The sequence below is a fragment of the Nocardiopsis sp. iso_186 genome (genome assembly GCF_056173365.1).
This window is the reverse complement of record NZ_CM149670.1, coordinates 4,267,416-4,289,739: the sequence shown is the minus strand read 5'-3', so window position 1 is coordinate 4,289,739 and position 22,324 is coordinate 4,267,416. Positions and strand designations below refer to the sequence as shown.

The 22,324-nt window shown below is 69.6% G+C and carries 21 protein-coding genes; 13 read left to right on the top strand and 8 right to left on the bottom strand.

Annotation, left to right across the window (positions count from 1 at the left end):
* Positions 1-39 precede the first annotated feature (39 nt).
* On the bottom strand, positions 40-411 hold the full coding sequence (locus tag AC0VYP_RS18835) for a hypothetical protein (protein WP_475471015.1): 372 nt from the start codon (positions 409-411) through the stop codon (positions 40-42).
* Positions 412-682: 271 nt separating this feature from the next.
* On the opposite strand from AC0VYP_RS18835, the gene AC0VYP_RS18830 reads away from it, so the two are divergent.
* The 3 genes from AC0VYP_RS18830 (at position 683) to AC0VYP_RS18820 (ending at position 3,966) form a co-directional block, all read left to right on the top strand.
* Positions 683-1,108, top strand: a complete 426-nt coding sequence (locus AC0VYP_RS18830; RefSeq protein ID WP_285757392.1) for an OsmC family protein — start codon at positions 683-685, stop codon at positions 1,106-1,108.
* 265 nt (positions 1,109-1,373) lie between these two features.
* A complete protein-coding gene (locus AC0VYP_RS18825; RefSeq protein ID WP_475471013.1) occupies positions 1,374-3,101 on the top strand; it encodes a hypothetical protein in 1,728 nt (575 codons plus the stop codon).
* Positions 3,102-3,171: 70 nt separating this feature from the next.
* Positions 3,172-3,966: an SDR family NAD(P)-dependent oxidoreductase gene (locus AC0VYP_RS18820; protein WP_285757390.1), complete on the top strand. Its 795-nt coding sequence runs from the start codon at positions 3,172-3,174 to the stop codon at positions 3,964-3,966.
* Between the two features lie 30 nt (positions 3,967-3,996).
* On the opposite strand, the gene AC0VYP_RS18815 is transcribed toward AC0VYP_RS18820, so the two are convergent.
* Positions 3,997-4,794: a type I restriction enzyme HsdR N-terminal domain-containing protein gene (locus tag AC0VYP_RS18815; RefSeq protein WP_475471011.1), complete on the bottom strand. Its 798-nt coding sequence runs from the start codon at positions 4,792-4,794 to the stop codon at positions 3,997-3,999.
* A 360-nt stretch (positions 4,795-5,154) separates the two neighbouring features.
* Between AC0VYP_RS18815 and AC0VYP_RS18810 the strand changes: the two genes are divergently transcribed.
* Positions 5,155-5,613 (top strand): DIP1984 family protein, encoded by a 459-nt coding sequence (locus AC0VYP_RS18810; RefSeq protein WP_475471009.1) that lies wholly within the window; start codon positions 5,155-5,157, stop codon positions 5,611-5,613.
* A gap of 315 nt (positions 5,614-5,928) precedes the next feature.
* Here the strand turns inward: AC0VYP_RS18810 and AC0VYP_RS18805 are convergent, their stop codons facing one another.
* The 6 genes from AC0VYP_RS18805 to AC0VYP_RS18780 all read right to left on the bottom strand — a co-directional run bounded on the left by AC0VYP_RS18805 (position 5,929) and on the right by AC0VYP_RS18780 (position 14,236).
* Positions 5,929-7,401, bottom strand: coding sequence for a nitronate monooxygenase (locus tag AC0VYP_RS18805; protein ID WP_285757387.1), 1,473 nt, complete (start codon positions 7,399-7,401; stop codon positions 5,929-5,931).
* A gap of 213 nt (positions 7,402-7,614) precedes the next feature.
* Positions 7,615-8,364 carry a hypothetical protein gene (locus tag AC0VYP_RS18800; protein ID WP_475471007.1) on the bottom strand — a complete coding sequence of 250 codons (750 nt, stop codon included), beginning with the start codon at positions 8,362-8,364 and terminating at the stop codon, positions 7,615-7,617.
* A 498-nt stretch (positions 8,365-8,862) separates the two neighbouring features.
* On the bottom strand, positions 8,863-9,321 hold the full coding sequence (locus AC0VYP_RS18795) for a hypothetical protein (RefSeq protein ID WP_475471005.1): 459 nt from the start codon (positions 9,319-9,321) through the stop codon (positions 8,863-8,865).
* 482 nt (positions 9,322-9,803) lie between these two features.
* The gene (locus AC0VYP_RS18790; protein ID WP_475471004.1) at positions 9,804-10,043 is read right to left on the bottom strand and encodes a hypothetical protein; all 240 of its coding nucleotides are present in this window, start codon (positions 10,041-10,043) and stop codon (positions 9,804-9,806) included.
* A 527-nt stretch (positions 10,044-10,570) separates the two neighbouring features.
* The gene (locus AC0VYP_RS18785) at positions 10,571-11,380 is read right to left on the bottom strand and encodes a sigma factor-like helix-turn-helix DNA-binding protein (protein WP_475471003.1); all 810 of its coding nucleotides are present in this window, start codon (positions 11,378-11,380) and stop codon (positions 10,571-10,573) included.
* Between the two features lie 408 nt (positions 11,381-11,788).
* The gene (locus tag AC0VYP_RS18780) at positions 11,789-14,236 is read right to left on the bottom strand and encodes an ATP-binding protein (protein WP_475471001.1); all 2,448 of its coding nucleotides are present in this window, start codon (positions 14,234-14,236) and stop codon (positions 11,789-11,791) included.
* 239 nt (positions 14,237-14,475) lie between these two features.
* Here AC0VYP_RS18780 and AC0VYP_RS18775 point away from each other — a divergent pair, with 239 nt between their 5' ends.
* The 9 genes from AC0VYP_RS18775 to AC0VYP_RS18735 all read left to right on the top strand — a co-directional run bounded on the left by AC0VYP_RS18775 (position 14,476) and on the right by AC0VYP_RS18735 (position 22,258).
* Positions 14,476-14,691, top strand: a complete 216-nt coding sequence (locus tag AC0VYP_RS18775) for a hypothetical protein (protein ID WP_475470999.1) — start codon at positions 14,476-14,478, stop codon at positions 14,689-14,691.
* Entirely contained in the window at positions 14,678-15,205 is a 528-nt protein-coding gene (locus tag AC0VYP_RS18770; protein WP_475470998.1) for a DUF6879 family protein, read from the top strand. Before AC0VYP_RS18775 ends, AC0VYP_RS18770 begins: the two co-directional genes overlap by 14 nt.
* Positions 15,206-15,253: 48 nt before the next feature.
* Positions 15,254-16,165 carry a methionyl-tRNA formyltransferase gene (locus tag AC0VYP_RS18765; RefSeq protein WP_475470996.1) on the top strand — a complete coding sequence of 304 codons (912 nt, stop codon included), beginning with the start codon at positions 15,254-15,256 and terminating at the stop codon, positions 16,163-16,165.
* 135 nt (positions 16,166-16,300) lie between these two features.
* The gene (locus AC0VYP_RS18760) at positions 16,301-16,912 is read left to right on the top strand and encodes a hypothetical protein (protein WP_475470994.1); all 612 of its coding nucleotides are present in this window, start codon (positions 16,301-16,303) and stop codon (positions 16,910-16,912) included.
* The gene (locus AC0VYP_RS18755) at positions 16,888-17,214 is read left to right on the top strand and encodes an SEC-C domain-containing protein (RefSeq protein ID WP_475470993.1); all 327 of its coding nucleotides are present in this window, start codon (positions 16,888-16,890) and stop codon (positions 17,212-17,214) included. The genes AC0VYP_RS18760 and AC0VYP_RS18755 overlap by 25 nt, the downstream gene beginning before the upstream one ends.
* Positions 17,215-17,877: 663 nt before the next feature.
* Positions 17,878-18,099, top strand: a complete 222-nt coding sequence (locus AC0VYP_RS18750; protein WP_285757381.1) for a hypothetical protein — start codon at positions 17,878-17,880, stop codon at positions 18,097-18,099.
* A gap of 17 nt (positions 18,100-18,116) precedes the next feature.
* Positions 18,117-18,695, top strand: coding sequence for a DUF6879 family protein (locus tag AC0VYP_RS18745; protein WP_475470991.1), 579 nt, complete (start codon positions 18,117-18,119; stop codon positions 18,693-18,695).
* A gap of 19 nt (positions 18,696-18,714) precedes the next feature.
* Positions 18,715-20,850 carry an ATP-binding protein gene (locus AC0VYP_RS18740; RefSeq protein WP_475470989.1) on the top strand — a complete coding sequence of 712 codons (2,136 nt, stop codon included), beginning with the start codon at positions 18,715-18,717 and terminating at the stop codon, positions 20,848-20,850.
* A 160-nt stretch (positions 20,851-21,010) separates the two neighbouring features.
* The gene (locus AC0VYP_RS18735) at positions 21,011-22,258 is read left to right on the top strand and encodes a serine/threonine-protein kinase (protein ID WP_285757378.1); all 1,248 of its coding nucleotides are present in this window, start codon (positions 21,011-21,013) and stop codon (positions 22,256-22,258) included.
* The last annotated feature ends 66 nt before the right edge of the window (positions 22,259-22,324 follow it).

Here is a 22,324-nt window from a genome sequence, read left to right as displayed (position 1 = left end):
CGGGCCGGTCCACTACGGACACGCCCGGCCGCCCACGCCTCAGCGCCGGGTGACCATGCGCACGATGCCCGCCGCGGTACAGCACCCGATCAGCGCGAGCGGCAGCACCAGCGGTACGACCAGGGATTTCACCGGAGGGCGAATAGGGGTGAAGTGCGCCTCGCCATCCTTGACCCGGATGTAGCCGGCGGGCGCCGCCCACGCCCTTCCGCGGGCCCGCCCCCGGTTCGCGGCACCGTCGAACCGGTAACCGGTTCGGGCCACGGGGATCACCGTGACACCCTCGCACTCCACGGGGTCGCCGTACACCGCCGACACCGACGCCCCCGCACCCAACCGGGCGGCGACGGAGTCCAGGACACCGCCCGCGGACGCGATCTCAGCCGGGACGGCGGGGCTGGATTGGCTCATAGGTCGTCCTCGTCTCGTGGAAACGGCGGCCGGACGGCCATCCGTCCCGCTATCGTGCCACTCACCACGTGAGCGGTTCGCCCACCTCCTCCAGCAGGTGTGCGGACCCCGTCGAACAACGGGGTTCACGGTCACCACGGACACGCGACCCACCCCGTTGGTGGATGAGTGGCCGCGAAACGGGCATGATCGTTGCCGTGCCCGCTTCGAGAGCACGCCGAGCGGGCGACCTGCCGACAATGCACAAGCAACGAAACTCTCAGGAGTCCTCATGCCGATCGTCTCCACCGCGCACACCCAGTGGGAAGGCAGCCTCACCGAGGGGAAGGGCACGGTCTCCTTCGACTCCTCGGGGCTGCCCGACCAGCCCATCAACTGGAAGGCCCGCGCGGAGTCCCACGGGGGCCTCACGAGCCCCGAGGAACTCATCGGGGCGGCCCACTCGTCCTGCTTCTCCATGGCCCTCAGCCACGCCCTGTCCCAGGGCGGCACCCCGCCCACCCGTGTCACCACCCAGGCCGAGGTGACCTTCCAGCCCGGTGAGGGCATCAAGGGCATCCACCTGACCGTGCGCGCACAGGTCCCGGGGCTGTCCGCTGACGACTTCGCCAAAGCGGCAGAGAACGCCAAGACCGGTTGCCCGGTCAGTCAGGCTCTCTCCGGTACCACGATCACCCTGGACGCCGCGCTCGACTAGGCTCAGCCTTCCCTGACCGGCGGCCGTCGGAAAGCCACCCTTGCCCGGCGGTCGTCTTCTTCGCCCCGCACCGCGCCGCTCCGGCCGCGCGGTGCGGGAGGTTCACCGCGCGATGCGCCCCGATACGCGTCGGCTGCCGGAATCCTCCACCGCCCGGGATTCACCCTCCGGTCGGCGCCCTGCTGTTTCGGCATCCTATGATCCACTCTGCGAGGGATGTTCCCCGTGATCCGCGCGAGAGAGCGGGCGGCAGAGGAGAAGTCGAGTGGCGTATCAGCGAGGTGACCGACAGCGAGCCGGCGCACGGCTTCTGGCGCTGCTGCTCGTGGCAGGGGGGACGTTCCTGAGCGCTCCGGTCCAGGCCGCCTCTGCCGACGCCGTCCTCGACCAGGCCGTCGCCGCGCTCGACGATCCCGGTCTCTACACGGCGGACGCCACCGAACTCGATCCCGGCATCCGCGAGCTCGCCGCGGCCAGGCTCGCCGATGCCCGGACCCCCGTCCGGGCCGCGCTCCTGGGCCGAGGCGACGCATCCGTCCTCGTCACCGACCTCGCCGAGAAGATCGGTGATCCCGGGGTGTACGTGGTGACCACCGAGGAGCGGTCCCCGACCGGGGCCACCACGATCCGGACGGCATGGCAGGTGGTCGGCGGCGGGACGGATCCGGACGACCTCGACCACCACTTCACCTTCTATCCCGGTGGTACCGGTGCGCAGCTCATCGCACTGCCCGACGTGCTCGACGACGACCTCCTGCCTGCGGTACGCGAGGCCGCCGACACCGAGACCGTCTACATCCATCCTGCTGTCGCCGCGCTGCCCGGTATCGACGCCGAACGCATCGCCCAGCGCTACAACGGCATCAACAGCGCACGCGTGGCCGTCCTGCCCGCCACGGCCAGGGACAACGACGCGTTCGCCGAGGCGCTGCTGGACCCCCTGGAGCCGAGCGGGACCGCGCTCCTCCTCGTCTGGGAGCACAACGGCTTCCGGCCGGTCCCCGCCAGCGGGAGCACCGGTCCCGACCCCGCAGAACTGGGCTCCGCGCTGTCGGGCGGTTCCGTGCTCGACGCCGACGACGTCGAGCCGCTGCTCACCGAATTCGCCGCGCTCGCCGGCGGCGACGTACTGGACAGTGCGGCCCGGGGGCTCGCGGACTCCCACCTCTACCTGCATCCGCTCGCCGTCCACGACGTGGACGAGGCCGCCCGCGACCGGATCGACACGGCACTCGCCGAGCTCGACGAACCCGTGCGTGTCGCCGTCCTCCCCAGAGGGGCCGCAGGCTTCGAGGCCGGAGCGGTCAACGCCGGAGAACCGGCCGTCGCCGCGGCCGTCGCCCGCGACCTCGACCAGCCGGTAGTGGTCTACGGGGTGGACGGTCTGGGAGAGATCCGTGACGAGTCCGTCCACGGCAGCCTGGTCGGCGGCGCGGGGCCCAGCGGCGCCTATGACTTGGACACCGCGGCCTTCTTCGGCCGCAGCCCCGACGGAACGGCGGCCTCCCTGTCGGGGCTGCTGGAACAACTGGGGGCCGAGCCTGCGCACACCCCGACGGGACAGCAGCCGGCGGACGACCCGCAAACGAGCGGTGCCGGCTGGGTCGTCGCGGCGGTCGTCGCCTCACTGGCCCTGGGGGCCCCGCTACTGCTCCTGAGCGCGCTGCGCCTGCGTCAGGCGCGCCGCCGACGTATCCACGAGCGCCAGGACGAAGCGCTCATGGAGCAGATGCGGGCCGAGGAGGCCCAGCGCGTCACCGCGATCAGGAGCGAGAACGAGAACCTCATCACCAGCCTCGGCGAAGAGCTGGCTGCCGCTGCCCCCGCCGTCGTCAACCCGCCCCGGAAACTCCAGCGGCACCTGCGCGAGTACGAGAAACTCAAGGAACGCAACCGCACCGCCGACGACATCGACACCGTCGTGAGCATCCGCAGCGGCGCGCAGCGCACCCGCGCGGCGGTCGAGGAGTGGAACCGCCGACAGCGGAGCTAGCCCTGCTGTGCTCGCACCGAGCCGGCCGCACCGACACGCGGAGCCGTGTTCCCCCTGTTCGGAGACTTCCGTGCTTACCTGGCGGAAACAGCCGCGCAAGGGGGACTACGTCATGGTGAACTACGAACTCGACGACAAGGTCGCGATCGTCACCGGTGCAGGGTCGGGGATCGGCCTGGAGTGCGCCCGGGTGCTCGCGGCCTCCGGTGCCAGGGTCGTCCTCGCCGACATCGACGCGGACGCCGCCGCGAGCGCGGCCGCCGGCCTTCCCGGGCAGACGCACACCACCCGGGTGGACACCGCCGACCCCGATTCGGTGGACGCCATGGTCGCCGAGGCGGTCCAGCGGTTCGGCGGGCTGCACGTCATCGTCAACAACGCCGGAATCGGGGGAGAGGCCCTCCCCGTGGGCGACTACAGCACCGACAGTTGGCGCAGGGTGCTCGGTGTCAACCTGGACGGGGTCTTCTACTGCACCCGGGCCGCCGTGCGGGTGATGCTCGACAGCGGTGCGGGCGGTTCGATCATCAACATGGCGTCGGTGCTGGGAGCGGTGGGCTTTCCGATGTCCAGTGCCTACGCCGCCGCCAAACACGGGGTCGTGGGGCTCACCCAGAACGCGGCGCTGGAGTACTCGGGGCAGGGCATCCGGGTCAACGCCGTCGGGCCGGGTTTCATCCGGACCCCACTGCTGGACGCCAACCTCGGCCAGGACGCGATGCACGCGCTGATCTCCCAACACCCGATCGGCCGGCTCGGCACCTCCGCCGAGGTGGCGGAACTGGTCGGCTGGCTGGCCAGCGACTCCGCCAGTTTCGTCACCGGCGCCTACTACCCGATCGACGGCGGCTACCTGGCGCGGTAGTCCGGGACAGGAGCCGGCCGGAGGAAGACGTCAGGTCAACAGGTCGGTGCCGATGACCTCTTCGCGCAGGATGCGGCAGATCTCCTTGCCCTCGGCGTTGTGCCCGGTCTGGCGGCGGACCTCTTTGCGGATGGCGTCAACGACCGCGTCGCTCTGGAGTACCTGTGCCAGCGATCGCCCGGAGGTCGCTGCGCGGGCCTTCCACAGGTCGTCGATCAGTCTGCGCTTGAACGCGTCCTTGCTGAGATAGAACAGCGAATCCACCTTCGAGGCGGCACTGCCCTCCGCGAGCAGGTCCACGTCGAAGACCAGGTTGACCGTCACCGGCAGCCCACCGGTCATGTGGTAGACCTGCCAGACCTGGCCGTTGGTCAGCACCATCCATTCCACGCCCTCGTTCACCGCGTACATCTGTACTTGGCGCAAGTGCCGGACGTTGAGCTTCTGGCTGCAGCGTTTCACCTCGATGAAAGCGACCAGTTGCTTGTCGATGCGGATGCCGTAGTCCGCGAATTCGCCTTTGACCTGGTATTCGGTCGTAAGGTCCTCGTATTTGTCATATCCGAGGCCGTCGCACAGGAAATCGGTGACCAGGAGTCGGGTGTCGCCCTCGTTGGCGTCGCGTGCCACCAGGTCGGCCAGGGGCTTGGAGTAGCGCCTGATCGCAGCCTTGACCCTGTCGCGAGCCGCGGTCTCCCACTTGGGGGTCGCACGAGGCGTGGACGATTTTTTCGTCCCGGGGTTTTCATTCATTTTGACGATGACGCCATTACCGTTCTCGGGGGAATCGCCTGTGGCGCCTGATGTGCTCAACGTCTGTTCGCTCATGCGTCCTCCGGTCGGATATGGCGTCTTTCGGAAGAAACGCTAACCGCTGGGAAAGCTTTTTGGAACAGGAATGGCGAAAAAGGGAAAGAGAATTCCCGAAGTAAACAGTGGGTGTTCTTCGCGTCGCTCAAAGCGATCAGAATTCGTCCTTTATCTGGTTCTATGTGGCCAATCGAGGGCTTTGCTGTTCGAGTGGTGGACGCCGCGCCGGTGGAGTGCCCGCACCCAGACGCAGGACAGGGACGGCGGAGCCCGTCGAGAACAGCAGGTCCTCCCGGCGGGCGGCCCGACGGCCCCCGCTGCGGCCACCGGTCCGGGGTAATAGGATCGTCCTTTCCCCGTTCGCGAAGGAGACAGCACATGCGCCTTGCCGAGGCTCTTTCCCGCCGGGCCCACCTGGCCACCCACATGGCGGAGGTCTCCAAGCGTGCGCTCGCCAACGCCCACTACCAGGAGGGGACCGAACCCGCGGAGGACCCCAACGAACTCCTCGCCGAGCACACGGCCTTGGCACAGGAGTTCGAGACACTGGTGCGCCGGATCAACGCCACCAATCTGGCCACCCGGTTCTCCGACGGTTCCACCCTGACCGACGCCCTGGCCCGGCGCGACGCCCTGCGGCTGCGGCACCGGCTGCGTGTCGAACTGGCCGATGCGGGCACCGCACGGTCCGCCCGCTACGGTCGCAGCGAAATTCGCACGATCTCCGCGATCGACGTCCGCCAACTGCGCGCAGACGCCGACGAGCACGCCCGGGAGCTGCGCGAGCTGGACAACAGGGTGCAGGAAGCCAACTGGGCGACCCAACTCGTCAACTAGGATCGAACCGAGGTGCCGAGCAGGTAGGTACGCACCCTCCCGGGGGCGAGCACAACCCCTACCGTGCCGCAGGGGCAACAGCGGCACCCTCCTGAGGGTCAACGGGCCGACCCATCACCGGATCGACCGGATACGGCGCAGCCCGTCACCGCGCACATGCGCATCACGCACCGTGAACTGTTTCACCACCGCGTGCTGACCCGGGACGCGCACCGAGGGCGGGAACGGGGATTCGGCGCCCCGCCGGTGGGTGCCCCGAGACCTCGGGGCACCCACCGCGCACCCGCTGGGGACGCGCCGTCCCCACCCGCAGGGTCACCATCGCTCGCCCAGCAGGTGCTCCACCACCTGCCCCGCCGTGTAGCCGTCGGGGTGGCGCTCCCGCAGCCGCGCGAGGAAGTCCAGGGTCTGGCCGAGCGTGACCAGCGGAGGCTCGGCGTAGCCGTCGGCGCGGGTCTGGCCCAGGCCGATCGCCGACAGCAGCCCGTTGCACAGGCAGTGCCTGCCCTCGGTGTCCTCGACCGCGCCGCCCTTGCGGACGTAGTCGTCCACCGGCTCGGCCGGGCAGCGGTAGCCGACCGCGCCGTTCCCCTTCAGGTAGGGCGTGCGCAGGTAGCCGAGGTCGCACAGTCGCGGACGCTCCTCCAGGCTCCGCAACGCGGGGCTCCCCGGTCCGTCGGCGACCTTGAACGGGAAGCCCGTCGGCGACGCCAGGGGGTCGTTGCGTACCCGCAGGGAACCATCGGTCGCCTGGGCCAACAGGCGCCGTTTGACGGCCGGCTCCAGACCCGACTCCGCGCACAGCGCGAACACCGTGCCCGCCTGGATCCCGGTCGCGCCCTCCGCCTCGGCGCGGGCCAGGGCCTCCGGGGTCGCGCAGCCGCCCGCGAGCCAGAACGGCAGGCCCAGCGCCGCGATCGTGGCCGAGTCCACCGCGTCACGGACGCCGTAGACCGGCTCGCCGCAGTCGTCCAGGCGCATCCTGCCCCGCGGCGGGGCACTGTGCCCGCCCGCCAACGGGCCTTCGACGACGAAGCCGTCCGGACGTGTCGCGGGGGAGCGGTGCAGGTACTGCGCCAGGACCGAGGCGGAGACGATCGCCAGGAAGCGGGGCCGGTACAACGGCGCGTGCGCTCCGGACAGCAACTCGGCCGGATCAAGGGACGCCGTATGGCGCTGCCCCGCCGCCGAGCCCTCCACGGTCACCGACACCTCGCCGGGCCGGTGCTCGGCCAGCGCGTCCAGCAGCGCCGGGATCTCCGCGGGGATGCCCGCGCCCATCAGCACGTAGTCCACCCCCGCCAGCATCGCGCCGTAGGTCGCGGCCGGTGTGGCCAACTGGATCTTCTCCAGGTAGTTGATCCCCACCGGACCGGTGTGGCCCTCCTTGGCCAGGAACACCTCCACGAAGTTGCCCAGGACGGTCAGCTCCGTCCGCTGTCGGTTGTCCCGCAACCCCAGGCGGGGCACCGGGCGAAAAGGCGTCCCGGCCGTGATGCCGCCGGGAACGAGGTAACGGTCCAGGGCGCGCCGGACCATCCCCTGGTCGGGAAAACGCGACAGGGCCCGACGCAGCGAGCCGTCGGCGTCCCCGCGCTGGAGCCTGCGGGCCAGGAGCAGGTCCAGCGCCACACCGGAGACGACACCGAGCTGACCGGTCCGCGCCACGGCGGCGGCCAACCGGTGGCCGGACACCCCCACCCCCATCCCGCCCTGGATCACACGGGGAAGGACGCCCCGGTCCGCACCGGGCGCGTGCTCGGCGATGGGGTGTTCGGTGACGGTCATCCGTCGGCCTTTCCGGTCGCTTTAGCTGTAGGGGTTCCGCTGCGGGAGCCCGAACCCCAGTCCACACCCCGACGAGGTTCTTACGCGTGGCCGAACGACCCCTCTCGGCCGGAAAAGGTCCCGAGAGGGGATGACTGAACGCGAGGCCGGGCGTTTCCGGTCCGGTCTGGAGGCGGCGCGCACCCCGCCGACGAGGCCCGCGCCGCTGCGCGGTCAGTCCAGCAGCCCCTTGGCCACCACCTCTTCGCGCAGGCCCCGCAGGACGTCCTCGACGTCGCCGGCGTGCCCGGTGTGGCCCGTGCGCCGACGGACCTCCGCGCGCACGGCCTCGACCACCGCCTCGCTGCACACCGCGGCGGCCAGTGGAGCCCCGGTCAGCGCCTCGCGCCACTTGCGCAGGTTCTCCAGCCGACCGTGCTCGACCGCGGCCTTGCTCAGGTGGAACAGGCCGTCCAGCTTCTCGGCCTTCTCGGCGTCGCCGAGCAGGTCCACCTCCAGGACCAGTTCGGTGCCCGCGGCCCCTTCGGCCAAGTGGTGCACCTGCCAGACCCGGCCGTTGGTGAGCACCAGCCACTGCACGCCCTCGTTCTCCGCGCTGAGGCGCACCTGGCGCAGGTTGCGCGCGTCGAGGTTCTGGGCGGCCCGCTTCACCTCGACGAGGGCGAAGACCGAGTCACCGATCTTCAACCCGTAGTCAACCGATTCGCCCTTGGTGCGGTACTCGGTCGTGAGGTCCTCGTACTTGCTGTAGCCGAGACCGTCGCTGAGGAAATCGGTGACCAGGAAACGGGTGTCGCCCTCGTTGGCGTCGCGTTCCTCCAGGTCGGCGATCGGGCCGGCCAGTCGGTCCACCGTCGCCGACAGCCGGTTGCGTGCGCCCGACTCCCACAGGGGGACGTCGGATTCCCAGGGGTTGACGAATTCGCCCGGCCTGGACAGGATCTGGGTCACGTCCGCGTCCATCGGTTTGGTGAACCCCGTTCTATGCGTTTTCGGATCACCGCGCACACCGAGAAGAATGCGCCATCGGAGCAAGACGATAACTCCCGGGTGGGTATCTGGCAAAGCCGCGCAAAGCAACCCGGGTGCTGTTTTTCGAGGTCCGAAGGATGCCGAAGCGTTTGCGGATTCACCGGCCGTTCCGAATAGCCGATCCTCGGTCCGCTCTGCTGCCACAGCCTTCTGCCGGACCTTTCCCGCCGGGGCGTCCGTCGTTCGCGCGCAGACGGCCCGCCCCTCCTCCCCGTCTCCTCGTCTGACTGCGGGGCCGACAGTTCGCGGGGGCCGGTCTGTCCGCTGCGGAGCCTCCGACCGCTGCACCGAGCACGGCCGTCCGGGACGCCTCGTCGGCCACCAGGCCGGTGGCCGACGAGGCGTCCCCGCGCCGGTGCCGTGAGCACGCCGAGCAGTAGTGCCGCGCGGCCCGGGAGCAGCGGGGCCAGGAAGGAGGATCAGGGGCACCTACACCCCGGCCTCCGTCACGGCGGCGAACCCGCGCAGACGCTCCGATTGCTCGCTCTCGTCCTCGCCGTGGGTCTTCGCGTAGAGCTCCAGGGCCTCCCGTGCGAGTTCGTGTACCTCGGCGGCGTATCCGTTGTTGACGAGGTCGTCCAGGGTCTCCAGGGTGCGGTCGAGCCGAGCGGGGGCGCCGCTTGGGCCGCCCTCCTCCGAGAGACCGGGAAGGTGGGCGAGGACCGCGCCGGTCAACAGGTCGCGCGTGTCATCTACCACGGAGTCGAACCCCGCAGCCGCGGCCAGCCTCGCCCGGACCACTGGGTCCTCCTCCGCGATCCGCATCAGCTGCTCCGCCAGCCACTCCGACTCCTGGTCCTCCAGGAAGGCGGTGAGCTCGGCGTCGTTCTCGGGCGAGGGAGCAGGTGAGTTCGTCGATTCAGGGTGGTCGAGTTCGACAGAGGACATCGCGAGGGGTCGCTTTCTGTTGGGGGCGAACGACCGGAATCCGACCGTTAGGGGATGATTCACGTCAATCTGACAACGGGTGGCGGGCTTTCCCGAACATTCCATCTGAAAAAGGCCGCCACCGACGTATTCGGTCACCCCTTTTCTCCTTTACGGTGAACCCGGTGGACTTTCATCGGTGCGCTATGACGATCGCCTGTCGGGCCGCAGACTCCGGTCCTGCCTGTCCGACCTGCGGCGGAACCGTTCGCAGGGAGACATTCGGATAGCGTTCGCGCGAGTCGGCGGAACCCCCGTCCCCGCTTGAGGGACGACCGGACTACCGGCTCGCCAAGAAGCTTTGCGGGCTCTCGGTGAAAGAGACGATGTGACCGCTTCCGGCCGTCCAGCGGAAACGGGGGCGCGGCCAAGAGGGAAGCCGCCGAGCGGTTCGGAGACCGCTCAGGTCCGCGTAGAAGGTCCGTGTCCACCGAGGGGAGCGGTCAGGCGCAGTAGGAGCCGCTCGCGGGCCAGGTTCCGGTCGCGCGGAACACGCGCACCACCGTGGTCCAGGCACAGCGAACCGCATGCGGAACCTCCTCATCGGGCTCCGTCCGCCGCAGTTCCACGGTCCGTGTGTTGACGATGAAGCGGTGCTCCGCAGGGTTCCCGCTGTAGCCGCACGCGTAGGAGACGGTGCCGGGGGTCTCGTCCGTTCTGGCGAAGGCGACGAGGATTGCCACGGGAGATCCTTTCCTCGTGCGGCAGGGGCCGCGAGGGCGGTCGGGACTGGGCTGAGTAAGACGCTGGGCCGGTTCGGAGCAGGGTTGCGCTGTGTTTCCCGCGACATCGGCGACGTCGATGGCCCGGATGTACCGCTGAAGACACCCCTTTATATGCCGATTCATACGCCGAACGCTTTCGGGGGTTGTTCCCGGATCGGGGGCGCGTCCAGGACCCGTTCACGCCGCGAGATCACCGGTGCTGTACCGGCTCGCAGCGGCCGACGCGAGCGGGACAGAGCATCGTGCGGTAAGGCCGGGCCGCCTCAGGAGTCGCAGGTATCGCAGCGCCGCACCGCGTCGCGGTCGGTGTTCCCCTCGGTGGCACGTGCCGGGTTCGCTTCGCTGATGCGTCGCCACATGTGCTGGTGGCGGTGTCGGGGTTCTGGTCAGGGTGAACGGAGGGGCAGCGGCCTGCATCCTGTGAATGCCCCTGCCCACAATCTTCCACTTGGCCCATGGCCTTCGCCTGCCCTTTCGCCGCGCCCTCACCGCTGCTTTCGGACGCGGGCGGCCACCGCGTTGGGGCCGAGGCCCACGCTCGCGCCGATGGCGGACAGGGACTCGCCCGCCCGGTAGCGGTCGGCGAGCACGCTGTCGGGCACGCCGATGTCGCGTCCGGCGCGGCTGCCGTTGGGTTTGTCGGCGGGGCGGCGGTCGCGCAGGCGTTGGCGCACCGCGATCACGGTGACGTTCTTGGCCCTCGGCCCTTTCCCGCGCACGTCGTTGCCCCAGGGGCGAGACGGCGTCTCGCCCTCGTGCCACAGCGCGAGGAACGCCTTGCGGGCCCGCGAGACCAGTGAGTAGTAGCTGCCCTGCGTCATGCCCAGGGCAGCGGCGGCCTCGGCGTAGTGGTGGTGTTGGGCGAGGGCGAGCAGGACGCGGCGGTGCTGTTGGGGCAGCGCGGCCCAGATCTGGCCGAGGGCGGTTCGCTCCACGACCAGGTTCTCCGGTTCGGGTGAAGGGCCGGCGGACACGGTCCAGAACCGTGCGAAGTTGGGTGTCGCCCCGCGCCCGTAGCCCCAGGCGCGGCCCCGGAACGAGTTGTCCCGGCGCGCGTGGTCGCCGATGGCGGCCCACCCGGCGACGACGAGGTCCCGCCGCGAGGGGGCCTCGTCGCGTGCGTAGAGGTGTTCGGCGATGGCGGACCACGCCGTCTCGGCCCGGGTGGACCAGTCCAGGTGGCCGGGCCATTGGGCGGTCAACGCGGCCAGCGCGGCGAGGTCGTCGATGTCGTGTCGGCTGAACCCGTACCGGAGGGGTTCGTGTCGGGCGTCGGCGGAGCCGGAGAAGGGCATGGCGAAGGCGCTTTCGGCGTTCGGTGGCTCTATTGCAAGGGGGCGGGGGAGCGTTTGTCGGAACCCGGTGCCGGGGAACCGGTGGCTCCGCACGGGGCGAGCGGCGGGAGACGGCTGACGCGCTGGTGCGCTGCGTGGAGGCTCGCCCGGTGCTTCTCGTCGCGGATACCGCGCCTTCGGTGCGCTGCGGGGAAGGGGAATGAGTGGAAACGGTGGTGGGTCAGGGGTGGATCAGGGGCGCCTCAAACGACAGGAGATCCTCAAGGGTGCGATCGGTTCTGCCGGTTGCCCCCGGGGTACGCCGGAACGGCGCTCCGGGACCGGGCCGCCATGCTCCACCCGCCGGCCCGTGCGGACATCGCCTCGTCGAGGCGTCCGGGGTCTGCGGTCCCGGTCATGAGCCGGGAGTCAGCGCTCGGGCCCGGAAGTCTCAGGTCCCGCTTGGGTGGCCTCCACCTCGAACCGCTTCGCCCGTGCCGCCGTTCCCGGGAACTCCGCGAGCAGTCGAACGGCCTCACGTCGGTGTTCCCGTGCCTCGGACAGTGACCCCCGCCTGGTCAGCGCCACCGACAGGCGGGCCAGGGAGAGCGCCAGGGACCAGCGGTCGTCCCTGCCGCGAAACGCGAAGGACGCCTGCCGATGAAACGCTTCGGCGTCCTCGACGCGCCCGACCAGCAGGTACGCCTCGCCGGTCGCGTCCCAGGCGGCTGCCTGAAGATCGGGGCGGCCGACCCGCTGGAACAGGGCCGCGGCCTGGTGGAGATGGCCGAGCGCTTCCACACCTTCCCCTCGGGCGAGGGCGATGCGGCCCAGTTCCAGGAGGGCGAGGGAAGCGAACAGTGTGCCGTCGGCCTCGCCCGCGAGGGCCAACGCCCGCTCCGCCATCCGGTTCGCCGCTTCCAGCCGTCCCGCTTCCCGGTGCACGGCGGCCAGAAGGGTCAGTGCTTCGGCCTGCTCCAGCGGTTCTCGCGCATCGGCCAGGACGGCGGCCGAACGGTTCAGCAGCGCTTCGGCCCCGTCGAGGTCCCCGCGTTCGAGGGACGCCCATCCGAGGTTGCGGGTGAAGGCGCCGATGAAGACCGGATCACCGAGTGTGCGCACCTGCTCCAGCGCCCGCTCGAAACAGGCCGTGGCGTCGTCGAGGCGGTGCGCGAACATGTGGGTCACGCCAAGGCCGTTGGCGGCTCGGGCGTGCCCGAACACGTCCCCGAGTTCCCGGAAGATCCTCAGCGCGTCGTCGAAGCATTCCGCGGCCTCGGTCAGTCGGTACAGGTGCCGGTGGGCGATGCCGAGGTTGTCCAGGGTGATCGCCTCCCCGTACCGGTCTCCTGCCCGGCGGGCGGACTCAAGGGCCGCTCGCTGGATCGGCAGCCAGGTGTCGGCCGGCTCCCGGTCCGCGATGACCATCGTCAGGACGGCGGGGACCTGCCAGGCGATCCGGTCCATCCCGGCGGCACCGGCGACGCGGACCGCGCTGGTGAGGTTGTCGCGCTCGGTCTCGTACCAGGCGATCGCCGCCTTCCCGTCCGCGAAGGCCATCGGCTCGACGCGGTCGTCCACCGGTTCCAGGACCAGCGGCATCGTGTACATGCACGAGCCGGCTCGGGCGGCGGCGGCAGCGGAGTGCAGATACCAGCCGAGGACACGTCCCAGCGCGGCGTCCCGGTCCTCTGCCGGTTCCTCACGCTGGGCTTGATCGACTGCGTAGGCACGGAGCAGATCGTGGAACTGGTAGCGGTCGTGACCGCACTCTTGCAGCAGATGCGCGCCTGCCAGGGTGTCGAGGTGGCGTCTGGCACGGACCGGCGTGGTCGCCATGAGGGCTGCGGCTGCCTCCACCCCGAGATCAGGCCCGGGGTGCAGCCCCAACAGCCGGAACATCCGTGCGGCGTGGGGGGCGAGCGCGCGGTAGGACCAGGCGAACACCGCACGTACCGCGTCGGCTTCCTCACCCTCCCCGTCCGCCGACAGTGCGTCCCATAGCCCGGACTCGTCGCGCAGGTCGGTGATCAGGTCCCGTAACGGCATGCGGGGCCGTGCCGATGCCCGTTCGGCCACGATCCGAAGGGCCAGCGGCAGCCGGGCGCACAGGCGTGCCAGCTCGGCCAGCTCCGTGTCGTCGTCATCGGTGCGGTAGTGGGAAATGACTGTGCGCAGCAACCGCACGGATTCGGCCAGCGAAAGCGTTTCCACACTTACACGATGTGCCCCTTCCCGGATCACCAAACCCGACATCCGCGTGCGGCTCGTAATGACCACCAGGCAGTCCGGGGAACCGGGAAGGAGTGGCCGGATCTGGCCTGCTACGGCCGAGTTGTCCAAAACGATGAGTACGCGGCGCCCGGCCGTCACCGAACGAAAAAGCTCCGCGCGTGGCTCCTCGCCGGCGGGGACGCGTTCCACCGGCACCTCCAATGCGTGCAGGAACCGGCCGAGGACATCGGTGGCGGCCACTGGCGGTCCTGGAGCGTATCCGTGCAGGTTGACGTACAACTGCCCGTCAGGAAAGCGATCCTTGACCCGATGCGCCCAGTGGATGACGAGCGACGTCTTGCCCACACCGGCCGTGCCGACGACGACGGCGATGCATGATGCGGGGTCACAGGTGCCAGATGGCTTCTTCACCAGGGCGTCCAGCGACCTCAGTTCGTTGGCGCGGTTGACGAACCCGTGAACGTCGCCCGGCAGTTGCGCCGGGCGGTTCCTGGGGACGGGCACTGCGGAGTGGAAGTGCACGCCACCACGGATCTCACCGGCTTGGACCACATTGTCGGCCGAGCCCGAGAGGTCGTTCGTCGCGGCCGCACCGGCATCGGGAACCGGTTCGGATTCGGGACCGCCGCGCCTCTTTGTCACGTCCTCTCCCTTTCACCTGTTTCGCATCGTCGGCCGGAGGACCCCTGAAGCAGATGTGTCGAATCGGGAAATCCATCGGAGGGATGGGCACGTGGCTTTTTTGGCCCATCGTGGCCGGGGGATACAGGATTCACACTCTACGACGGCGGCCCGAACGGTAGGGTGGTCGGAGATTGACCGAGTTTTCCTGTTGTAATACCGTGGGAAGACCCGGGAAAATCGGATAGTGAGAGACGATCATGAAAATTGCTTTTGTCGGTGGTGCCACCGGTCAAGGCGGTTCGCCACGATTGTACAGAGACGAGGAAAGCGGCGATTTCATCGTGCAGGGCTACCTGGTCAGCGATCCGGCCGATCTCGCACAGATGACAATCCCCGACGGAGAAACGGTCGTCCGCGTTCCTGCCTCCCTGTTCTCCCACATGCCGAAGGATGATGTGAATGGAGTCGCTTGACGCGCAAGGCTGGGCCCGGCTTTTCACCACCTGTCGTGAATCGGCCTGCCACCTGGAAATGCGCGATCACTACGCGGTGGCGGAGGAGCGGGCCGACATCGAGAAGTGGCGGGCCGGCGCGTGGGGCCCCGAGCAGGACGCCGAGAGCAAGGCCGGCTGGCTCGACCTGATGCGGGCCACTTCGGCACGCGGGGTACGGCTGCGCCGGGCGCGAATCGTCTCCGAACCGGTCACCGAGTACATCCGGTTCGAACACGAGGGAACGCCCCAGAACATCGCGGCCGGGGAAGACGTCCGCTGGCTGCCCCGCACCCGCGCCTCGGGCCTGGCGCTGCCGGGCAACGACTGCTGGATCTTCGACGGCACCACCGTGCTGTTCAACCATTTCACCGGGGACGGCGGCTGGATCGGCAACGAACTGAGCACTGATCCCCGGGTGGCCCAACTGTGTACCGATGCGTTCGAATCGGTCTGGGCGTTGGGGATCCCGCACGGCGAGTACACCGTGACCTGACGATCGGGCCGAATTCCACCACTGTCATTTCTGTACGGAAAAAGAGAGATGTCGTCCCCTCTTCGTATCGGTGTGATTTCTTCGGGGCCCGCCGAATTCTCCACGATCCATGCGGCGTGCACGGATTCCGGCCATCTTCCGGTCGCCTATTTCTACGGCCGTTCCCTGCGTTCCGGTGGACCGAATCTCGACGACGCCGGTGAGACGGCGGCGTCGATTCTCGATTCCGTCCCCCCGGGAATGGACCTCCTCCTCCCCGGGAGCATGAGCGGCCTTGCTTCACTGCTGAAGAGTTACCGGATCGACCTTTTGGTGGTCTTCGGTTTCGCGTGGAAACTTCCGCCGAACGTGCTGGAGATTCCACGACTCGGCGCGCTCAACATCCATGTCTCGATGCTGCCCGAATATCGCGGACCGGCCCCACTGCTGTGGGCTATTCGCAACGGCGACCCGACCGGCGGCATCACCGTGCACCGGATGGACGCCGATTTCGACACCGGCAACATTCTCGCCCAGCGCGGCGGCGTTCCCCTCGTCAACGACATCAGCTGGGCGGCCTACTGCGCGGAGGCGATGCCCGTCGTCCACGAATTGCTGAGTACAGCGCTGGACCGGGTAACAGCCGGTCACGCGGGCGAGCCGCAGGACCACTCCAGGGCCGGCTACGCCGGGTTCATGGAAGACGCGTTCTCCGTCGTCCGCTGGTCCGACGACGCCCGCACCATCCACGACCAGGTCCGGACCCATCGCTTCATGCGTTCGCCTGACCGTCCGGTCGCCGAGGTCGGAGACACCTGGCTGCACGTGAAGCGCACCAGCCTCGAACCGGCCGACGGACTCCCCGTCACCTGCGGTGACGGAAAACGGCTGTGGATCACGGAGTTCGTCACGGCGCGGCCTCCGCACGAGGACGGCAAAGCCGACGAACAGGCCGACGGCACGGTTGCGTCATCCCACTGACCCCGGTGTGGTCGCCCGGCCCGGTGCCTGGCCGGCAAAGACCGTCGGGTGGTTCCACCCGCCTGCACGCGACGCGTACGAGGGGCTTCGCCCGAAGCCGGACACGGGCTCGCCCGCCCTCGTTGGCCTGTGGTCATGCGACAGCGAGCCGACGACAAGCAAGACGCCACTCTCCTGCGGGACATGGAACGCGAGGCCGGGCAGTACCCCGAGTCCGCCGCCGAGATCATGGTGGAGACAGCGGGAAAATTGCAGTCGATCGGACTGTTCGAGTCGGCCATCGCGTTGACCGACCGGATCATCGAGGAGCACACCGGGACCACGGACGTTGGGTACGCCTACCTCCACCGGCTGGAGAGCCTGTACGCCCTCGGACGCGACGAGGAGGCCGACGCCCTTCTCGACCGGATGGGGGATCTGGGAGCCGAGATGCGGGATGTGGCTGCGCTGGTCGCGGAGTTCCTGGATGAACGGGGCGAGTTGCGGCAGGCGCTGCGCTGGTCCGATCGAGGGCTCGCGGATGTGCTCGCCCAGGGGGACGACATCACGGACATCGGCAACATGGCGGACCTGCTGGCCGCCAGATGGCGGTCGGGGCTGCGCGCGCGGATGGGGCCGGCGCCGGACGGCCCCGACCAGGCGTGGGGCCCGAACAGGTGTGGGACGACGAGGCCGTCCGGCCTCGGCGCCCCGTCCTGTCGCACATCGTCCGGGCCGACGTCATGGCCGCGCACGCCGAGGGGCTGATCCTCGGAATGGGCGACGACGTGTTCCTGACGCCCGACCTCTACTTCCGCGAGGTCGAGTTGGACCGGTGGCGGATGCGCCGCGATACCGATTTCTCCCGGGGTGAGGACGTCCCGATGACCATGGCGAAGATCCACGAGTACGCCGTCGAGCACGGGATCGACACCCTCACCACCGACGTCCGGTCCGAGGCCACTCTCACCGTGTACGAGCGTGGCGGGGACTTCCCGGTGTGGCCGCCCGAGAGCAACCAGTCGTGCTGGTGCGCGTCCGGCCGCAAGTACAAGAAATGCTGTGGTTGACCCTAGGAGTTCTTCCGGGACGGCCCTGCCTCGGCTCTTCGGGGCAGCCGTTCGGGAGCCGGTACCGAGAGGGCTGGAGGGGCGGCTGCGCCCCGTCGCCCTCCACGAGGTCGCCGGGATGCGGGTGCCTTCAGTTTCCCGCGTGCGCAGTGTAGTGGCCAGTGCGCATCGGATTCTTTGGCGTTTTCCGCGTCGATCGAGGCGTGACGCAGATTTCGAGCAGCTTTGTCCTTAATCCGCGCGGGATGGTGAAGCCGGAAAGGATGGGCGGGGCGTTATCGAAGAAGGGATCGACGTCCGACCAATGGGTGGAGCGCAAGAGGCAGGTGCAGCGGGGTGATGATAACCGGAGCGGAGAGCCTTGCTCACGGTCGTGCTCCCCATCGCGTCATTGAGTTTCGGTCGCGCGATATCCGTACCCGAATGGCGTTTTGGGTCATGAGGATGAGGGCCCAGTGCGTTTCCAGATCGATGTCTTGACTCCGAAGAAGACATGACGGCGGAGCTGGGCGCGTCTGTCGTGCGCAATCCTGGATATTCATGAGCGCGGACTCGGTTCGGAAGTCGCTCAGCGTCCTTTTCTTACGCGGTTTCCGTTAGCCTCGTCCAGGTTTCGGGAATGGCATAGGCCCGGGATCACCACACAACTGAAAAGAGGACCGGATGGAACTCACGATGCTCTTCAAGGACGGCGGGTCGGGCGCCTCGGGGTGCCCAAGCGTCTACCTCGCCGACACCGGTGAGCTGGTCGTCCAGGGGGTCCAGCTCGGCTCGGACGACCTCGCCGCGCTGGAGAACCCGCTGCCCGGTGAGACCGCTGTGCGGATCGCTCCCGAGGTGCTGATCGGGGCCGTCGAGCGCTACCGGGCCCGTCAACAAGGGTAAACAAGGAGAGAGCGGCATTGGCCACCGTATTCGAGTCGCTGGACGATCCTGGTTTCCAGGGACTGTTCGACGATTTCTCGCACACTGCCTATCGCCTCGAAGCCCGGCAGGGGTACGGGGTCTCCTACGAGATGGAGGAGTTCGCCCGGTTCCGCTCCGGCCAGGCGCGCGGCGCGTTTCCCGGAATCGCCGAATGGGCGGAGCGGGTCGAGGCGGCCACCGCCGTCGGCAAACGTTTCCACCGGGTGCACGTCGTCACCGAACCGCTGTCGGACTACGTGCGGTTCGAATGCGCGTGGTGTTACCGGCACACGGTGGCAGCCGGGGAGGACGTACGTGTCGTCGCCGTGCCCGAAGGAACCTGGCCGCAGGGTATGCCTCGCTTCGACTACTGGCTCTTCGACTCCGCACTCCTGGTGCGCATGGACTACGCCGATGATGATGCGTTCGTCCGGGCCGAGATCGTGGCCGATCCCGCCCAGGTTGTCGCCGCCAACGCCGCGCGCGACCACGCCGTCCACCTGTCCGTTCCCTTCGCCGACTACGCGGCGGGGTTCGACGACCTGATGCGCAGACCGGCGTCCTCCCCTGTCTGAACGCCCGGAGCAGCACCCCATGACCGACAACACGATCCACGGCGACGCTGATGGGACGGTGGTCCAGGCCGGAGTCGTCCACGGTGGGATCCACCTGGGGGCACCGGAATCCGTGGTCGTGGTGCCCCGACAGCTTCCACTCGCGACCCGCGGGTTCGTCAACCGCAGTGTTCAGATCGCCCTGCTCGACGCGCTCGTCCGGCAGGAGGGAGAGGGCGGGAACGAGGCGCCGCGCGGTTCCGCCATCTCCGCCATCGCGGGCACTCCGGGGGTCGGCAAGACAGCGCTCGCGGTCTCCTGGGCCCACACCGCGCGCTCCCACTTCACCGGCGGCGACCTCTACATCGACATGCGCGGTTACGGTCCCGGGCCACGGGTCGAGGCCGCCCAGGCGTTGGACTCGCTCCTGCGCTGTCTGGACGTGGCACCCGAACGGATACCGGCCGACCTCGGTGGTCGTGCCGCGCTGTACCGGTCGCTCCTGGCCGGGCGCCGCGTTCTCGTTCTCATCGACAACGCGGCCAGCGCCGACCAGGTCCGTCCGCTACTCCCGGCCTCGCCCGGATGTCTGGTGATCGTCACCAGCAGGAGCAGTCTGGCCGGTCTCGTCACACGGGAAGGGGCTCGCCGAATGGTGCTCGACATCCTTTCCCCCGAGGAGTCCCTCGCGTTGCTGCGGCACGTGGCCGGGGCCGATCGAATCGACGCCGATGTGAACGCGGCGCTCCGACTCGCCCGGCACTGCGCGTTCCTGCCCCTGGCACTGCGCATCACCGCCGAGCGACTCACCGCCCGCCCCGGTCGCTCGCTCGCCCGCTTCGCAGCCGAACTCGACGACCAGCGGCGGCGGCTCGACGCACTGCGAACGGAGGACGACGAGTTGAGTGACGTGCGCGCGGTCTTCGCCGCCTCCTACCGCGACCTCGACCCCGACGCGGCGCGGCTGTTCCGCCGGCTCGGCCTCCACCCCGGGCCGGAGGCCGGTGTCCACGCCTGCGCCGCGCTCGCCGAGGTGGACGTGCCCACGGCCGGACGGCTGCTGGACCGGCTGGTGCGGGTGCACCTCGTCACCGAGACCACGGCCGACCGCTACCGGCTGCACGACCTGCTGCGCCTGTACGCGGCCGAGCGCGCCGAACTGGACGAGGAGCCACACGATCGCGAAAGGGCGCTGCGCGCCGTCCTGGTCTGGTATCTGGGCACCGTGGAAGGCGGGCACCGCGTCATCCTGCCCGCCTTCCACCGGGTGCCGCTGCCGCAGAACGAGGGGACTTGGCGCCCCCTCGGGTTCGACGGCGTGGATGAGGCCATGGACTGGTTCGAGACGGAGCGCGAGAACCTCGTGGCCGCCGTTCGCACAGCCCTGGACAACGGGTTCCACGACCTCGCCTGGCGCCTCCCCGCCGTCATGTACGGGTTCTTCGAGATGCGCGGACACTGGACCCAGTGGCGCGACGTCCACGTGCTGGGGGTCACCGCCGCCGAGGCGGTCGGGGACCAGCACGGCCTGGCCTGCAACCGGCTCGGCCTGGGCGACGTCAACTGGCTGCTCACACGTACGGAGGAGGCCCTGGGGGACTACCGGGCGGCTGCCGAGGGCGGCGCGCGTTCGGGGGACCGCTGGGTGGAGGGTTTCGCGCTGCGCCAGACCGCCGTCCTGCTGCACGAGCGCGGGGACCACGCCGAAGCGGCCCATATCGCGCAACGCGCGCTCGACGTGTTCGCGTCGGGCGGGGAGCGTCGGGGCGCGGGCATGGCGCTGCTCACCTTGGGCGACTGCCGTCTCGCGCTCTCGGACACCGGCGGCGCGGTCGCGGGCTACGCGCGCGCCGTCGGGTTGTTCCGCGAGGTCGGCGACGCCTGGAGCGTGGCGTGGGGCGGCTGCGCGATGGCCCGCGCCCTGGCCGCCGACCAACGCTGGGGCGAGGTCCTGGACCACCTCGCCCACTCCCTCTCGGCCTTCCGTTCCTTCGGTGACCGCCGCAACGAGGCCCGCGCGCTCATCGGCACCGCCGAGGCCTGCGCCGGGCTCGGCCGCACCGATGAGGCGCGCGGACACCTGCGGGCGGCCGTGGAACTCCTGGACGACCTCGGCGACGAACAGGGCGCCGACCTCAGGGAGCGCGCGGAGGCGCTCGACGCGGACGTGCGGTAGAGGTGCGGTGCCCTGGCCGGGCGCCGAAGGGCCGGGCGGCCCGATGCGGCCGCGACGGGCCGCACCCGCTTTGCGCCTCTGGTAGGAATGCCCTGGGCGTGCGCCGCGCCCGCGCGGCCCGACGACGCGGTCGCCCCACCGGACCGCAAGGCTGGAGACCATGACCTTCCTCGATCTCGCCCCCGACGATCCGACGGCCATCGGGCGCTTCACGCTGCGGGGCCGGCTCGGAACCGGTGGCATGGGGCAGGTCTACTTCGGGGAGTCGCCCGCCGGGCAGCTGGTGGCGATCAAGGTCATCAGGGACGGTCTCGGCGGGGACAAGATCCGTGCGCGGTTCGCGCAGGAGGTCGAGGCGATGAAGAAGGTCTACGGGCCCAACGTCGCCGGACTGATCGACGCCGATCCGTTGGCCCGGACGCCGTGGCTCGCCATGGCCTACGTCCCCGGAAGGTCCCTGCAACAGCAGGTTGACCGGCGGGGGGTGCTGACGGTCGAGTTGGCGGCCAGTCTCGGCGCGCTTCTCGTGGAAGGGCTGCGGGTGCTGCACCAGGAGAAGATGCTGCACCGCGACCTCAAACCGGCCAACATCATGCTCGCTCCGGACGGCCCGACGATCATCGACTTCGGTCTGGCGGTGCTCGCCGAGCGCAAGGCCAAACTCACCCACACGGGCGCACCGGTGGGAACGCCCATCTGCATGGCCCCCGAGCAGGTCAACGGAGAAAAGCTCACTCCGGCCGCCGACGTCTACGCCCTCGGTGTCTGCCTGCACTTCGCGGTCACCGGACGGTTCCCCTACAGCGCGGCCACCCAGATCGCCCTCATCTACAAGATCGGCACACCGGACACCGCTCCCGACCTCACCGGGGCGCCCGCCGCGCTGCGCCCGCTGCTGGCCCGGATGCTGGACCACGAACCGGCGCGGCGCCCCTCGTTGAGCGAGACGGCCGACGAACTACTGGGGCTCGTCGCCGCGGCCGGACTCACCCCGCAGGAGGCGCGCTACCGGCTCGTCGCCGCCACCGCGACCGACGTCCACACCCCCGGCCAGACCTTCCCCGAGGCGCCGGACGCCGTTGACCGCGAAACCGGAGCAGCCGACGAAGCTGACCCGGACGACACGGAACCCGCCGCGCCCTCCACCATCCTGCCCTGGGACACCGTTCTGCCCTGGGACACCGTGCAGGAGACGCTGCCCCTGGGCGGTCTCCCGCCCGCGCAGGCAACCCTGTCCTTCGCCCACGCCGAGAGCGCCCCGCCCGGCGGGGCGGACCCGGAAGCGGTGTCCGCCGAGGGGACGGGGCGCCCCCGGCAGTCCCACCCCTCGTCGCATCCAGGGGCGGCGGGGGCACGCAACGTCGCCCGCCGGTTGCGCCTGGCCTACGCCCGCGACTCCCGGTTCTGACGGAGCCCGGCTTTCCCCGCTGCTCTCGCCCGATGAGGGCACCGAAGCTGCCAGAATGCGGCCTAT